This is a genomic window from Campylobacter sp. RM16192, from assembly GCF_004803855.2.
In the GTDB taxonomy this organism is placed as follows: Bacteria; Campylobacterota; Campylobacteria; order Campylobacterales; family Campylobacteraceae; genus Campylobacter_A.
On record NZ_CP012552.1, the window covers coordinates 226,871 to 242,045 of the forward strand.

Consider the following 15,175-nt stretch of genomic DNA (forward strand, 5'->3'; position numbering starts at 1 on the left):
TTTAGCATTTATTTTAAAATCTCAATTATTACAAATTTTGCAGCTTGTATTGAACCGTGCATGCTTAAATGTATTCCGTCTTCATCTCTTAATACTTTCTTGTTATTGTCTATTTTTATAAATTTCCCATTTTTACATATCGCATCTGTTAGAGATATAAATTGCACTCCTTTTTCATCAGCAATACTTTTAAAAATTTGATTTAGGTTTTGTATTTTATCACTATATTTTTGGTTTTTCATACAGGGCAGTCCAATCCAAACTATGTCGGTATTGTACTTTTGTGCTACTTGGTATATCTCTTCTACTCTATTTTTATACCCATTTATCCAATCCTCTGTGCCAAATTGTTCTATTTTTTTATCGAAAGCAGAGCTGTAAGTATCATTAGCTCCAAAAGCTGCTATTAAAATAGTATTTTCGTTTTTGTATTCCTCTAAAATTTTATCAAGCTCATTTTGCCAATCATAAAATTTCTTATTAATTAGTCCAGTACTTGCCTTTCCTAAATTTTTTACTTTTATTTGTCTATTTTTTAAAAGATTTTCAAACCCCCATCCAAAACCTCTCATGATTGAATCTCCTACTAAAATTATAGTTGAGTTTGATTCTAGACTTACCTTTTTTTGTTGAATTGGTTTTTTTTGCAATATTGTTTTATTTTTTTCTGATATTTGTGTTTTATTTGCATCTTTGGATATCGTAGTTAAATTTTGATCATTTTTTTCTGATATTGTAGATTTCCTTTGTGTTAAATTTTCTTCTAAATTAGTCTGTATCCTTGAAATAGGTGAATATGTTTTTTCTTTAATAAAATTTATATTATCAAATTGTTTATTAATAAAATTTATAATAAAAATGCTAAATTTATCAATTTTTGTATTACTTAAAAAAAAATCCTTTTGATATTTTGTTTCAAAATATATTGAAAATGGATTTAATAAGACCATAAATACGATAAAAAATGCTATAAATATTACCGCAAAAGATCTCATTAAAATCCTTGATATATAAAATTTGGCATACCACTAGGCATTAAAAAATATACAATCAATCCAAATATAGCCAAAAAAATTGTACTAAAAAATAGATTGATTTTTTGAAAAAAAGTAAACAGCAAAGATTTTAAATTTATTTTTGAATATATAAAAGTAAATAAAAAGGCTATGGCAAAAACAGCTATAATATTTAGACGATCGCCTTCTAAATTTGTACTTATTGCTTTTAAAAATCTTAACATTCCGATAAAATCTGTTACAAAAAATATCCATATAAAACTAACAAAGACAAATGTAAAAAATCTTTTTAAACAATCAAACACCAGCAGATCCAATTCCTTTGTTAAGTTTAAAAAAATAACTCCAAGTCCATGCATTAGTCCCCAGATTAAGAAATTTATCCCGGCTCCATGCCATATTCCAGATATAAAAAATACTATCAATACATTTATTTGAGTTAATAGCGTTCCACCCCTGCTGCCTCCAAGGGGTATGTAAATGTAGTTTTTAAAAAAATTCATTAAAGATATATGCCAGTTTTGCCAAAATTCTTTTAAATTTAAGGCTGCAAAAGGGCGATTGAAATTTGTTGGTAGATTAAATCCGCACATCAATCCCAAAGCTAAAACAAAATCCACGTATCCACTAAAATCGCAATAAAGCATAATTGAATAACCAAATAGAGTGGCTATAAGTTCTGATGTTGCAAGTGAATTTGGCGCTTGGAAGATAGGATTTATAATATCAAAAAGATGGTTTGCTATTAGTAATTTTTTAATAATTGCTAGCGTAAGTAGGGTAAATATCTTACTCTCTTCGCTAAATTCTTTTTTAGAGTTTAGCTTTTCAAAAAATGGCTTAGGCTTTAAAATTGGTCCTGAGATAATAACTGCAAAAAAGCTCAAAAACAAAAGAGTATCGAGCAAATTTGGTTTATCTATTTCTTGGTTATAGCTATCTACAAGTAAGATTATACTCATAAATGAGTAAAACGAAACTCCAAGGGGCAGAGCTATGTTTTCAAATTTTATAGTTCCGAAATTAAGTTCAAAAAAACCGTTATATTTGAAAAATGCAAGAGTTAAAACTACAAAAACAATACCTAAAAATAGACTAGAAGAGGAATTTGTATCATAAATTTTTTTCGCAAATTTATATATAATCAGGCTAAAAATTATATTTATAATTAGGAATTTAAGTCCAGCCAGTCCTAAAAATAGATATGAAAAGCCAAGGATTAGCCATTTTTGAGCTTTTATATTTGAGTTGAAAAAATAATAAAACAACCAAAAAATAAAGAAAGATACCGCAAATTCTATAGAAAAAAGATTCATAACCCGCCTAAATTTTATTTGGATTATATAAAAAATTTGGTTTTGAAATCTTTAATATTTAAATTTTGCCTATATTTGACTTTTTATTATTTCTATGACATTTTTTACATCATTTTCTGGTTCGCTTATTCTATTAAATCTTTTTATGATTTTACCGTCTTTTACGACGAGAGTTTGGCGGTGATAAAATTTCTTGCCATCACCCGTGCTAAAAGTTTCTAAATTTAGCGCCTTTTCAAGCTCGAAATCCTGATCGCTAAAAAAGCTAAAATTTACTCCTAAAGCCTCTTTAAACTCTTTTGTTTTTTCTATACTTAAAGCTCCAACCGTGATAACTTCAAAGCCAATTTTAGCTACTTCACTAAGATTTGCTTGGTAAGCTTTGCATTGGTTTGTGCAACCCGTTAAGCCTTTAGTTTGTTTTAGCTCTTCAGGCAGAAATTTCCCGCTCTCGCCCATTTTTGGATAGGCGATAACAACGCAGTTTTTATTTTTAATCAGGTTTAAAAAATCAACTTCGTTTCCGTTTATATCTTTTACAGCCATGCTTTATCCTTAGTTAAATTTGATTTTATGATAGCATAAATTTTCATTAAAGCTGCGCTGGTAAAGCTATAATCAGTAAAATTTGAGCTTAAATTTAGGCTTTTTTCTGCTTAGCGTTAAAGAAATAGACTAAAAATAACACCACAAAGCTGATTATCAGCATGAGTGCGGAATAAACATGCGCTTTCGTATAGTCCATCAGCTCAACCGCTTCATAAATCGCGATACTTGCAACCTTTGTCTTGTCTCCGACACTTCCTCCGATCATCAGCACCACGCCAAATTCGCCCAAAGTATGAGCAAAACTAACGATAAGCGCAGTTAATAGCGAAGGTTTTATGTTTGGCAACGCAACTAAAAACATAGTAGCCCATTTGCCTTTACCAAGCGAGTAGCTAGCCTCAAAAAGGCTCTTTGGTAGGCTTGAAAACCCGGCTTGCAACGGCTGAAACATAAACGGAAGCGAGTAGATACAGCTTGCTATAACAAGTCCTGAGAAGTTAAAAACCAAGCGTATATCGAAATTTTCTTCCATAAATTTTCCAAAGAAATTGTACGGCGAAAGAAATACAAGCATGTAAAATCCAAGCACCGATGGTGGCAAAACAAGCGGAAGAGCCACTATGGACTCGATTATCGGTTTGGCTTTGAAATTTGATCTGCTTAGCCAGTAGGCAAGCGGCAGCGTGGCAAAAAACAATATAATCGTCGTGATAAAAGCTAGTTTTAACGATAGATAAAACGGCGTAAAATCAATACTTGATATATCAAACATCGCTTTTGCTTTTTCTAAGAGTTGCCGCAAATGCTTTTGCGCTAAGCGTAGCCTCATCGCCCGCTTTTAGATTTGCCACTTCCTGATGGCTTAAGACTACTTCGCAAAGCTGCTGTCCGACAAGAGTGATCGCCACATAAATGCAGTCGCGCTTTTGAATTTCTAAAATTTTGGCATGAAAGCTAAGCTTTTGAGAATTTGAATGCTTTAAAAATATCTCGCCGGCGCTTCCGCAGCGCTCTATCACACCTTCGCTTAGGACAAATACCTTTGAAGTAAGTTTATAAATTTCAGCTATGTCGTGGCTTACCAAGATGGTCGTCATATCAAATTCGCGGTGAATTTTAAGCAGATAGTCTTGCAACTTCTCGCGCATAGATATATCAAGCGCAGAAAGCGGTTCGTCAAGCAGCATGATTTCAGGCTTTCGCATAAGTGCCCTTGCAAGCGCCACACGCTGCTTTTGACCGCCTGAGAGCTTTGAAATTTGAGCGTTTTTAAGTGATGTTAGCTCGACTAGATCAAGCAAGTGGTTTGCAAGCTCTAAGTCGTTGTTTGCAAAAAGCAGATTTTTAAGCACGTTCATATTTTCAAAAAGAGCGTAATCCTGAAACAAAAATCCGATATTTCTCTTTTGAGGCGGCAGAGCCTTAACTCCGTCAAAGAAGAGCTTATCTCTAACCTCTATCGTGCCGCTATCTGGGGTTTCAAAGCCTGCTAGCAAGCGTAAAAGAGTGGTTTTACCGCTACCGCTTTTGCCGTAAAGTGCTACGAATTCGCCCTTTTTGATATCTAGATCAATATCAAGGCAAAACTGTCCGCTAGAGCCGTTTAATATCTTTTTACATCTACATTTAATCACTATTTTTACCGCTGATATAAAGTGAAGTGGCTTTTACGTAAGCGTAAATTTCGTCATTTTGTTTAAGATTTAACCTCTCGCAAGATTTTGTCGTTATTATGCTTTCAAATTCGAAATTTAAAGACTTTAAATGCAAAACGCTTGTGATATTGCCTTTGGTTAAATTTGAGATTGTCGCTTTTATCTCGTTTGTAAGCGAGCAGTTTTTCAAAGGAGTCGTTGCGATGATGACATCCGAGCTTTTAAAGCCTAGTGTGACACTATCGCCGATTTTAAATTTGTCCAAATTTTCAAGTCCAAGCATGCAAAAATTCATATCGCCTGACGTAAATTCAAAGATATTTACATCTTCGCTACTGATGATATTTGAAACTTGGGCCTTTAACATTATATGTTATATCCGAATTTTCTAAAGATCTCTTTTGCTCTTTCGCTTAGGATAAAGTCGTAAAATGCTTTAGCCTCAGGATTTTTCTCGCCGCGTTTTAGAAGGATTACGCCTTGATCGATCGGAGTGTAAAGAGCAGGATTAACTAAGATGAAATTTTTACCCTCTTTATACTTGGCCATTTTCGGATCGTACATCGCGCTAGCCGCTATAAATCCCGCATCCGCTGCGCTAAGAGCCGAGCTTAGAGCCTCTGAAATCGATTTTGTGTAGATGATGTTTTTTTCAACCTTATTAAAAATTCCATCTTTTTTAAGCGCTTCAATACTTGCCTTACCGTAAGGAGCTGACTCAGGAAGTGCGATAGCAACGGCTTTTAATCCCTCAACCGCTTTGATGCCTTTTGTAAAATCTATGTCGCGGATACTAAATAGCGCAAGCATGCCCTGAGCATAAACTATCGGGCGAGTCGCAGAAAAGCCAGCTTCATCGAGATTTTCAACAAATTTCATATTTGCCGCCATAAACACATCAGCAGGCGCACCGTTTTTGATCTGAGTTGTCAAAGCGCCGCTTCCGCCAAGCGTTACGGTTACTTTTGTGTCCGGATTTGTCTTGGCAAATTCAGCCTTTAGCTCATCAAACGCATAAGTTACGTTTGCTGCGGCAAATACGTTGATCTCGCCAGCGTTTAGATTAAAAGTCGCGATTGCCGCTAAAACTAACGAAAAGAAAGTTTTTTTCATTTTTATACTCCTATTATGATTTGACTTGATTTGATTACGGCTGTTAGTTCGTCGCCAACGCCTATTTTCATCTCCATTGCGCTATCTTTTGTTATGATTGCGGTGATGGTTTGATGATTGTTTATCTCAAGGACTATTTCAGCGCTTACCGAGCCGATTTTAGCCTCTATCACCTTGCCTTTTAGCTGATTTGCCACACTTATGTTTAGATTTTCGTCCTTAGCAAGCATAACGCTTGGAGCTTTAAATATAAATACTACTTTTTTGCCGACTTTTAAATTTAAATTTTTTTCTGATTCTACAGTAACGGCGGCATGTAAAATTTCGCCATTTGATAGTTTGGCTATTATGTCTGAATTTACGGCTCCTGTTTTAATTTTAATTATCTCGCATGATAATTGATTTCTAGCACTCAAATTCATGCTCATACGTTGTAAATTTACTATTTCATTAGTTGAGATATCAATATTTGAACATACTTTTTCCAAAAATACTTTTTGAGATGCAAGCATAGCTTCGTACACGCTTATCATCTTTCTTCCATACTCGGTCAACTCACTTCCGCTATTTTTCTTATTGCCCTGCGCTCTTGATATAAGCGGTTTTTCCGAACGGTTATTTAGCGCGTCAAGACTATCCCAGGCATTTTTATATGAAATTCCTACAAACTCGGCCGCTTTTGTTATGCTTTTTGTTTCATCTACAGCCTTGAGAAGGTTTATATGTTTAGCTAAAACAGGCACTCCACTATCTAAAAATAGTTCTAAACTTACATCGGCTTTCATGAATTTTCCTCTATTATCAGGTTGTGATATAAAAATATAATTTTTTAAGTATAAAATAGTATATATAAAAATAAACTGAAAATTTTTTAAAGTGTTATTTTTGTGTATTTAAGATTTTATAAATTTAAAAGCGACAAAATTATAAAATTGCAAATTTTGTTATAATTTTTTTGATATTATTAATCTTTTTGAAAGGTGTAGATGAAATTTATTTTCTCTTTTTTACTCAGTTTTATCATTTTATTTGCAAATGATATGAGTGAATTTGATGATGAATTCAAAGATAGGACAGAAGTTTTTGATCCATTGTCCAGATATAATAGGACTATGACTAATGTCAATGATTTTTTGTATGAAAATTTATTAAATCCAACACTCAAAGGGTATAATTATATTGTCCCGCATCCTGCCAGAGAGGCTATTGATAATTTTTTTGATAATTTAATGTTTCCTATTCGATTTGTAAATAATATTTTGCAATTTAAATTTAAGTTTGCCGGAGAAGAGGCTTTAAGATTTATTGCTAATACTATAGTAGGTTTTGGCGGACTTACGGATGGGGCCAAATATTATAATTTACAGCGCCATAATGAAGACTTTGGTCAAACGCTTGGATATTGGGGAGTTGGAAGCGGTTTTCATATAGTTTTACCAATTTTAGGACCTTCAAATTTACGTGATATTTTTGGTCTTGCAGGGGATTATTTGTCAAACCCTATCACATATATAGAGCCTCAAACGTCTTCAAATGGGATAAAAATTTATCAAAAATCTAATAATATCTCTTTAGATGTTGATGCATACAACAGACTAAAAAAAGACGCCATAGATCTATATCCGTTTTTGCGCGATGCTTATGAGCAGCGCAGAAACTACTTAATAAAGGAGTAGAGATGAATTTTTTAAAATTTGTATTTTTTCTGTTTTTTTCAGTATCGCTTTTTGCGATTAGTGAGAGTGAAATAAAACCAAGCATTCAAAAAGCCACAGATGATGCAATAGTGGTATTGAAGGATCAAAATTTAAATAAAGATGAAAAATCTGTTAAAATTTTTAAAATTTTTGATCCTTTTTTTGATTATAAACAAATGGCTAAAATTAGCCTTTCAAAGCGATATAATACTCTTAGCGAAGCTCAAAAAGAGCAGTTTGAAAAAGTCTTTGAATCTAGGCTTAAAAACTCTTATGTAGATAAGCTTTTAAGCTATACTGATCAGTCTATAAATTTAAAAGATGTTACAAAGCCAAATGAAAATAGATATTGGCTTAATGGAGACGTTGTTAGCTCCGGTAAAGAGCATCCTTTCATATATAAATTTTATAATGCAAAGGAGAAAGGCTGGCTGATATATGATCTTGATATACTCGGAGTTAGTATAGTGCAGACATACAGAAGTCAGTTTGGTAGTCTTCTTGAAAACGGAACTTTTGAGGATTTAATAAATATACTTGAAACGGTAAATTTACCTGAAGACAGCAAATAGGCTTTATGAAAAAAATCTTTAAATTTATAGTTTTTTATCCGAAGCAAATACTTTCTATAGTGCTTGCTTTAACTGTTATACTTGGCTATTTTTCTACTAAGCTTGCCGTGGATGCATCTACAGAGACCTTGTTGCTTGAAGACGATAAGGATTTGGCTCTGTTTAGAGATGTTGCTAAGCGATATGCAAGTCCAAATTATCTTGTAGTCGCCTATACTCCTAAAAATGATCTTTTAGATGATAAAACTATCGAAAAAATTAGACTCTTATCTGATGAATTTGCCAAAAACGAGCTTGTCGATAGCATTGTATCTATTTTAAATGTTCCATTGCTTCAAAGTTCGGCAAAATCACTTAGCGATATTATTGACAAGATTCCAGCTTTAAATGATAAGGATATCAATAAAACCGCTGCAAGAGAGGAATTTGCAAGCTCTCCTTTGTATTCAAATTCACTTGTGAGTAGTGATTTAAAAACTACTGCAATAATTTTAAATTTAAAGAGCGACGAGCAGTATAATAGTATATTAAATTCTAGAAATTTGCTTTTAAATAAAGAGTTAAACGGCACTATTAGTAGTGATGAAAAAAAACAGCTTAGGCTTATTAGCTCAGAGTTTAAAGCCTATCGTGATCAGCTTAGAGTAGTTGAGCAAAGAAGTGTAGAGCAGGTACGAGAGGCAATTAAAAAATTTAAAGATGATGAGAAGCTTTTTTTAGGCGGAGTTAATATGATTGCTAGTGACATGGTATCGTATGTGAAATCGGATCTTTATATATACGGTATTAGTGTTACTCTTTTGCTTATCTTTAGTCTTTGGCTGTTTTTTAGGCAGTTTCGTTGGATAGTTTTGCCTATATTTATCTGTATTATAAGTGTTATTTTTGCAACAGGCATTTTTGGCTTTTTGGGTTGGGAAATCACTGTAATATCCTCAAATTTCGTAGCGCTTCAGCTTATTATAACCATATCTGTAGTCATACATCTTATTGTAAGTTATAGGGAATTTTGTTTAACAAAACCCAAGTTAAACCAGCGTCAGCTAGTCTATATTACCTTAAGAGATAAGATAAATCCATCATTTTTTGCAATTTTTACTACCGTAATAGGCTTTTTATCCCTTGCATTTTCAGACATAAAGCCGGTTATTATGCTTGGAATTATGATGAGTAGTTCTATTTCGGTATCTTTTGTTTTGGCATTTTTAATATTTGGTTCGGTTGTTTCAAATTTAAAGAAACTTCAGCCTATTAGGACGTTTGAAGATAAATTTAGCTTTACTAAGATTTGTGCAAATTTTGCTATAAATTACAAATTCGCAGTTTATGGCATAAGTGCTCTTATGCTAGCTTTTGGAATTTATGGAATCTCAAAATTAAAAGTTGAAAATAGCTTTATTGAATATTTTAAGAGCTCTACTGAAATTTTTAAAGGCATGCAGGTAATTGACACAAAACTTGGTGGAACCGTGCCTGTAGATGTTTTGATAACTTTCAAAAAAGATGACCAAACTTGTGCTCCAAGTGAGATAAAAGACGAATTTGAGGCTGAATTTGAAGCTAGTGCAAATGATGCAAAATATTGGTTTAATAGCTATAAAATGGGAGTTGTAAAGAAGGTCCATGAGTATCTTGAGAATAAGGAATTTGTAGGCAAAGTTTCTAGTTTGGGCACTCTTTTAGATGTTATAGAAATTTTAAATAAGGGTGAGGCGGATGATTTTTTACTTAGCGTAATGTATGAACAGATGCCTCAAACTTATAAAAATATAATTTTAAGTCCTTTTGTAAGCATTGAGGATAATCAGGTACGATTTTCGCTTCGCACTATAGATTCGGATAAAAATTTAAGACGGGACGAGTTTTTAAAAGAGCTTAAAAATGATCTTTTAAAAATTACTGAAAATGATAATGTAAAAGTTGAGATAAGCGGTGCAATGGTGCTTTATAATAATATGCTTCAAAGTCTCATTTTTTCTCAAATCGACTCATTTGGCTTTGTTTTTTTGACTCTTTTTATAGTATTTTGCATTATCTTTAGAAGTATAAAGCTGGCTTTAATTAGTATAGTTGCCAATATAATTCCGCTTTGTATAGTGTTTGGAGTTATGGGAGTGGCGCAAATCCCACTTGACATCATGAGTATTACTATAGCTTCTATCAGTATAGGAATAGGGGTTGACGATATGATCCACTATATTCATAGATTTAAAATAGAAAACAGAATCAAGAGTGTTAAAGAGAGCATAAAAGCTTCTCACGCAAGCATAGGCTATGCTATGTATTACACATCTTTTGCTATATTTTTGGGCTTTAGCGTAATGGTTACTAGCAATTTTATCCCTACTATATATTTTGGAGTGTTAACCGATCTTGTTATGGCGATGATGCTACTTGGAGCGCTTATTTTGCTTCCTGCATTGATTCATAGTTTTTATGGCGAGAAATTAATTAAGCACTCTTAAAAAAGAGTATACGTCATAAACTCCATCTATATGCTTGGCATACCAGATGGCGTGTTTTTCTTGTTCTATACTTGTAATGATTCCGGTAAAAACTACATTGCATTGCACTACGCTTACTCTTATGCTAGTGCCACTTATTATACTATCTTTAAATAGGCTGTTTTTTAGAGCCAGCATTATACTCACATTGCTTTTGCACTCTTTTGCATCTTCTGGAAATCTTATGTATGTGTAAATTTTATTTACGCCTTCCGTGTTTTTAGCCAACTCTATAAGTTTCTCTTTGTGTTTTATATTTGGCACAACGCCTATTAAATATACATTTCCGTAAAAGCTTTCCACATCTATACTGATATTGCTAAGCCCTGAGCTTAATAGAATTTTGCTTTGAATTTTACTTTTTACAAATTTGTCTCTTGCGATTGAGTATATTCCTCTTTCGTCCTGAGATATGGCGTAAGCGTCATATATATTTACTCCTGTCATAGGAGAAACAGGGCTAGTAATCATCTCAACACAGCCGCTTAATAAAAATATAGGCAACAAAACAGTAATCTTTTTAAAAATTAGCCAAATATTCATAACTAACCTAAATGATTTTTGCATAAATACTATAAAAATCAAACTAAAATTTATATAAAATTTGATAAAATACTATTCTCATGGAGGATAAAGCGATCTGGTGGCGCTCGCGGACTTCAAATCCGATGGCGGGGCGGTTGACCGTTCTGCGGGGAGTTCGATTCTCTCATCCTCTCGCCATATTAAGTGTGGATTTTTTTATTCTCAATCAGTTTTTATTACCTCTTATATTAGATAAAAATAAAAAAAATGATACAATAATACTTATCTAGATAAAATTGGAAGGTTTTTATAAAGTATGATTTTTTCAAGCGGTAACAATAAAAGCTTGTCTTATAATATTTTAAATAGAGTTTATTTCGCAAATTTAATTACAATTATTGCAATATTTTGTATTATAGCTTTTGCTATAAATATTAAATTTAATGAAATTCGCGAAAATATGTTTTTAAGCAACCAAGAGCTTAGAAATATTATTTTAAATAATGTAAAAACTGTTAACGATGAGCTTACTCTTATTGGTAGATATGTAACATCAGATGATGCCAATATAAGAGCTATTCTTGAATATTCTATGTCTAATCACAAAAAATACTATGCTATGCATGTTGCCACTATTGATGGAGATATTGAAATTTCTGCTTTTTCTCACAGAGATGCAAATAAAGAGTATTTACATTTTTTTAAGACAAAACCATGGAAAGATAAATTTGTAAATGGATTTTTTAGGTCTCAATTTGACTTTCATCATGGCGATATTCCAACTAGATTTATTGTGAAAGATCTTGGAAATGGAAAAATTTTAATTGCAGAAGTTAAGTTAAATTATATATATGATGAGTTGTTGCATATGCAAAATTCAATTGGAGCAAACTCTTTTATTATAAATAAAGATGGAAGAATTTTATTTCATCAAGATATTGATCTGGTTCTTAAGCAAAAAGCAATATTTGATTTGTATAAAGTTAGTATTGATTACACTGAGAAAAATGATATTCAAATAAATTGGAGCCAGGAAAACTTTGATATTTATATGGTTGAATATATCCAGCAAGCTAGAGCAGCGGTTGTAACCTATCGCTCTATTGGTAATATTTTATATTCTAACTGGTTGTTTTTGAGTATATGTGTAGCATTTTTTACAATAGGACTCTTTTTGGTTTTTATAGATGTTAAGTTTGCTATAAATGGCATAATCAAGCCTATATTATTTATTAAAAGACTTATAAAAAAACTTGAAAAAGAGGAGAATATTAGTCAATATATAAGTACCGGATATATAAATGATTTTAATGAAATAGTTGATTCTGTTGTGCAAATTTACGAAAATTTTCAGAATAAAAAAACTAACTTTTTAGAATATGAGAAAAAATTTGGATATCTTTTTGAGCAAGGTCCTTTAATCATACTTTTGATTGATGCAAAAACTGGAGATATTATAGAAGCTAGCACAAAAGCCTTAGAATTTTATGGATTGTCTAGAGATGAAATTTTATGTAAAAAATTACAGGATCTCGATGCCAATAATACAGATGAAGCAAGCCTTATTACTTGTGACTATAGTGATAATACGGTAGCTTATGAGTCCAAGCATATAATTTCCAATGGAATCATAAAAGATGTTTTGATAAAAAAGAAAAATATAGAAGTAGATGATAATAAATTGGGTTTTTGTCTTATTAAAGATATTACTTGGGATAAAATAAATAAGAGAAATTTTGAAAGAGAAAATGAAGCTAATATATACTCTCCGATATTTAAGATATCATGGAAAAATGGTTTTATTGAAGATATTTTAAGTGTATCTATCAATACAGAGCTTATATTGGGCTATAAATCTGAGGAGATGCTTGGAGAAAATTTTAATTTTAAAGATATTGTGCATCCTGTAGATTTTGATAAATTTGTTAATGAATTTAATATTAAATTTAGGCTATTTAGTACCAATGTCATAAAACGAGACTATGAATTTTTATCACCTATAAGAATACTAAAGAAAAATTTAGAAATCATAACTTGTAATGTTTTTTTAAAATTTGTATCTAGTGATAATAAGAATGCAGATGAAGTTATAGGTTATTTTGTGGATAGTTCCATTATAGACAAAATGGATGCAAATCATAATTCTTTAACTAATATTTTGCATGATGATAATAAATATTTGATTGATAATTTTAAAGACAAATCAGATGCATATAAATATAAAAAAATAATTTCAAATTTATTCTCAAATTCTCAAGAAGCTATGGCTATAGTTGGTACTGATGCTAAATTTATAGATGTAAACGATGCTTTTGTTAAAATAACTGGATATTCCAAGGAAGAGGCTATAGGCAGCTCTTCAAATTTATTAAATTCAGGTACTCACGATAGTAAATTTTTTGCTAATTTATGGCGTAGTATTATAAATGAAGGATATTGGCGAGGTCATATATGGAATAAGAAGAAAGACGGTAAAAAGTATTTAGAGCTTCTAACCATCAGTACTGTTTATGCAGAAGATGGAAATATAGAAAATTTTATAGCTGTTTTTTCAGATATTTCGCATGCTCAAGAAAAAGAAGAAAACTTGGAGCAGATAGCCTATTATGATATTCTAACAAGACTGCCTAATAGATTTTTATTTTTAAAAAAATTAAATGACTCAATGATAAATACTGTAAGCACAAAGACTTCTATAGCTGTTGTATATATAGATATAGATGATTTTAAACCTATAAACGACTTGTATGGACACTCTGTAGGAGATAGATTGCTGGTTGCAATTTCAAAAAATATTAGTATTGCGCTCAAAGAAAATGATGTATTGGCAAGGATTGGCGGAGATGAATTTGTAGCTATTATAAATGATTTAACTTATAAAAATGAGATTAATGATATATTAGAAGATATATTAAGAGTAGCAAATAGGGATATTGTTATAAATAATAAACATTTAAGAGTTAGCGCTAGTGTTGGTGCGAGCCTATATCCTCAAAAGATCGAAATAGATCAAGATACTCTTATAGAGCAGGCCGATTGGGCTATGTATCAATCAAAACTATCAGGTAAAAATAAATACTACATATTTGACCCTGAAGCAGATAAGTATTTTAGGGATCAATATGCTTTATCTGATAGAATTTCTTCGAGTCTTTTAAATGATGAATTCTCTCTTTTGTATCAGCCTATATTAAATATAAGATCCAATAAGATAGTTGGGCTTGAAACATTTATAGCAAAAAAGACTGGATGTGCTATATTGTGTGAAGAAATTTTACCTCTTATAGGAAATGGTTATATATATGACGATTTGGTGCTTTGGAATATAGATAAGGCATTAAAAGATCAATCTTATATGCGTACAAAATATGGACTTGATTTAAATTTTAGCGTAAATGTAACATTAGAGCTTATCCATAGGTCCGATTTTATAAAGAAGTTTAAAAATATTGCTGAAAGTGGAATTTATAATAATCTACATGTGCTTGAATTTAATATTAAAGATTCTGCTTCTTTTAAACAACCTATTGATAGTGCTGAAATTTTGAATATATACAAAAAATATGGCGTGACTATTATTATTGATCAGTTTGGTTCAAAATCTACTTCTATTCAGGATTTAAAAAATATATATGCGGATAAAATAAAAGTTTCAAAATATTTAAGCCTTGGGGTTGTAAAGGAGGCTGATAGCTTGATTATATTAAAGTCAATCCTTACGCTATCTAATATATTTTTAAAAGATGTTATTGCTAAAGGTGTAGAGACTCATGATAGTATGTATTTGCTTATAAGAGCAGGGTATAGTAACCTTCAAGGTGGCTATATAGCTCCCCCTATGAAGCTTGAAAGTATTAAACATTGGTTTGCAACATATAAAATTCCAGACAAATTAAAGCATATAGAGGCTCTTAATGAAAGTGAGCTTGTATGGTGTAATTTGGCTGTTATGCATAAAGGCTGGATAAAGAATTTGCTTGATATGCTAAGTGCTTCTAATTTTCATAGATTTGATACAAAAGAATTCGCTAAAGAATATAGCAATTTGATGGTTGAGCCTTATAGAAGGCATATCTCAGATTTTTATAAACTGTCTATTCATGTTGAGACAACAGGTGTAATTATGCAAATTTTAGCAAATATAGAACAAGGCAAGAGTATATCAAAGCTTATTATTAAATTAAAAGAGAAGCGTGACAATATCTTGACTGTAGAATAAGGATTAAAA

General features: G+C 31.6%; 13 protein-coding genes and 1 tRNA gene. 5 read left to right on the plus strand and 9 right to left on the minus strand.

Annotated features, from left to right (window positions below; all coding sequences use genetic code 11):
* Positions 1-8: 8 nt before the first annotated feature.
* The 8 genes from CDOMC_RS01180 to CDOMC_RS01215 form a co-directional block, all read right to left on the minus strand.
* The gene (locus CDOMC_RS01180; protein WP_172127224.1) at positions 9-995 is read right to left on the minus strand and encodes a DUF459 domain-containing protein; all 987 of its coding nucleotides are present in this window, start codon (positions 993-995) and stop codon (positions 9-11) included.
* A complete protein-coding gene (locus tag CDOMC_RS01185) occupies positions 995-2,332 on the minus strand; it encodes an MBOAT family O-acyltransferase (protein ID WP_172127226.1) in 1,338 nt (445 codons plus the stop codon). The genes CDOMC_RS01180 and CDOMC_RS01185 overlap by 1 nt, the downstream gene beginning before the upstream one ends.
* A gap of 69 nt (positions 2,333-2,401) precedes the next feature.
* Entirely contained in the window at positions 2,402-2,878 is a 477-nt protein-coding gene (locus CDOMC_RS01190) for a redoxin family protein (RefSeq protein ID WP_172127228.1), read from the minus strand.
* Between the two features lie 94 nt (positions 2,879-2,972).
* Positions 2,973-3,653 carry a molybdate ABC transporter permease subunit gene (modB, locus tag CDOMC_RS01195; RefSeq protein ID WP_172127230.1) on the minus strand — a complete coding sequence of 227 codons (681 nt, stop codon included), beginning with the start codon at positions 3,651-3,653 and terminating at the stop codon, positions 2,973-2,975.
* Positions 3,646-4,515, minus strand: a complete 870-nt coding sequence (locus tag CDOMC_RS01200) for an ABC transporter ATP-binding protein (RefSeq protein ID WP_172127232.1) — start codon at positions 4,513-4,515, stop codon at positions 3,646-3,648. The genes modB and CDOMC_RS01200 overlap by 8 nt, the downstream gene beginning before the upstream one ends.
* Complete coding sequence (locus CDOMC_RS01205) at positions 4,508-4,903, minus strand: TOBE domain-containing protein (RefSeq protein ID WP_172127234.1); 396 nt, start codon at positions 4,901-4,903, stop codon at positions 4,508-4,510. The genes CDOMC_RS01200 and CDOMC_RS01205 overlap by 8 nt, the downstream gene beginning before the upstream one ends.
* Positions 4,903-5,649, minus strand: coding sequence for a molybdate ABC transporter substrate-binding protein (gene modA / locus CDOMC_RS01210; RefSeq protein WP_172127236.1), 747 nt, complete (start codon positions 5,647-5,649; stop codon positions 4,903-4,905). Before modA ends, CDOMC_RS01205 begins: the two co-directional genes overlap by 1 nt.
* A gap of 2 nt (positions 5,650-5,651) precedes the next feature.
* Entirely contained in the window at positions 5,652-6,434 is a 783-nt protein-coding gene (locus CDOMC_RS01215) for a TOBE domain-containing protein (protein ID WP_172127238.1), read from the minus strand.
* Positions 6,435-6,635: 201 nt separating this feature from the next.
* Here CDOMC_RS01215 and CDOMC_RS01220 point away from each other — a divergent pair, with 201 nt between their 5' ends.
* The 3 genes from CDOMC_RS01220 to CDOMC_RS01230 are packed head-to-tail and all read left to right on the plus strand — an operon-like array spanning position 6,636 to position 10,383.
* Complete coding sequence (locus tag CDOMC_RS01220; protein WP_172127240.1) at positions 6,636-7,325, plus strand: MlaA family lipoprotein; 690 nt, start codon at positions 6,636-6,638, stop codon at positions 7,323-7,325.
* A 2-nt stretch (positions 7,326-7,327) separates the two neighbouring features.
* A complete protein-coding gene (locus CDOMC_RS01225) occupies positions 7,328-7,918 on the plus strand; it encodes an MlaC/ttg2D family ABC transporter substrate-binding protein (protein ID WP_172127242.1) in 591 nt (196 codons plus the stop codon).
* A gap of 5 nt (positions 7,919-7,923) precedes the next feature.
* Positions 7,924-10,383, plus strand: coding sequence for an efflux RND transporter permease subunit (locus CDOMC_RS01230; RefSeq protein WP_172127244.1), 2,460 nt, complete (start codon positions 7,924-7,926; stop codon positions 10,381-10,383).
* Here the strand turns inward: CDOMC_RS01230 and CDOMC_RS01235 are convergent.
* On the minus strand, positions 10,366-10,965 hold the full coding sequence (locus CDOMC_RS01235; RefSeq protein ID WP_172127246.1) for a BON domain-containing protein: 600 nt from the start codon (positions 10,963-10,965) through the stop codon (positions 10,366-10,368). The genes CDOMC_RS01230 and CDOMC_RS01235 overlap by 18 nt on opposite strands.
* Positions 10,966-11,047: 82 nt before the next feature.
* Between CDOMC_RS01235 and CDOMC_RS01240 the strand changes: the two genes are divergently transcribed.
* Both CDOMC_RS01240 and CDOMC_RS01245 read left to right on the plus strand, forming a co-directional pair.
* Positions 11,048-11,145: transfer RNA gene (locus CDOMC_RS01240), tRNA-Sec, on the plus strand.
* 118 nt (positions 11,146-11,263) lie between these two features.
* Positions 11,264-15,166, plus strand: coding sequence for a sensor domain-containing protein (locus tag CDOMC_RS01245; protein WP_172127249.1), 3,903 nt, complete (start codon positions 11,264-11,266; stop codon positions 15,164-15,166).
* The last annotated feature ends 9 nt before the right edge of the window (positions 15,167-15,175 follow it).

Coding starts and splice junctions, on each gene's coding strand:
- modA (WP_172127236.1), bottom strand. CDS start 5,649: ATGAAAAAAACTTTCTTTTCGTTAGTTTTAGCGGCAATCGCGACTTTT.
- CDOMC_RS01225 (WP_172127242.1), top strand. CDS start 7,328: ATGAATTTTTTAAAATTTGTATTTTTTCTGTTTTTTTCAGTATCGCTT.
- CDOMC_RS01190 (WP_172127228.1), bottom strand. CDS start 2,878: ATGGCTGTAAAAGATATAAACGGAAACGAAGTTGATTTTTTAAACCTG.
- CDOMC_RS01215 (WP_172127238.1), bottom strand. CDS start 6,434: ATGAAAGCCGATGTAAGTTTAGAACTATTTTTAGATAGTGGAGTGCCT.
- CDOMC_RS01185 (WP_172127226.1), bottom strand. CDS start 2,332: ATGAATCTTTTTTCTATAGAATTTGCGGTATCTTTCTTTATTTTTTGG.
- CDOMC_RS01180 (WP_172127224.1), bottom strand. CDS start 995: ATGAGATCTTTTGCGGTAATATTTATAGCATTTTTTATCGTATTTATG.
- CDOMC_RS01230 (WP_172127244.1), top strand. CDS start 7,924: ATGAAAAAAATCTTTAAATTTATAGTTTTTTATCCGAAGCAAATACTT.
- CDOMC_RS01245 (WP_172127249.1), top strand. CDS start 11,264: ATGATTTTTTCAAGCGGTAACAATAAAAGCTTGTCTTATAATATTTTA.
- modB (WP_172127230.1), bottom strand. CDS start 3,653: ATGTTTGATATATCAAGTATTGATTTTACGCCGTTTTATCTATCGTTA.
- CDOMC_RS01205 (WP_172127234.1), bottom strand. CDS start 4,903: ATGTTAAAGGCCCAAGTTTCAAATATCATCAGTAGCGAAGATGTAAAT.
- CDOMC_RS01235 (WP_172127246.1), bottom strand. CDS start 10,965: ATGAATATTTGGCTAATTTTTAAAAAGATTACTGTTTTGTTGCCTATA.
- CDOMC_RS01220 (WP_172127240.1), top strand. CDS start 6,636: ATGAAATTTATTTTCTCTTTTTTACTCAGTTTTATCATTTTATTTGCA.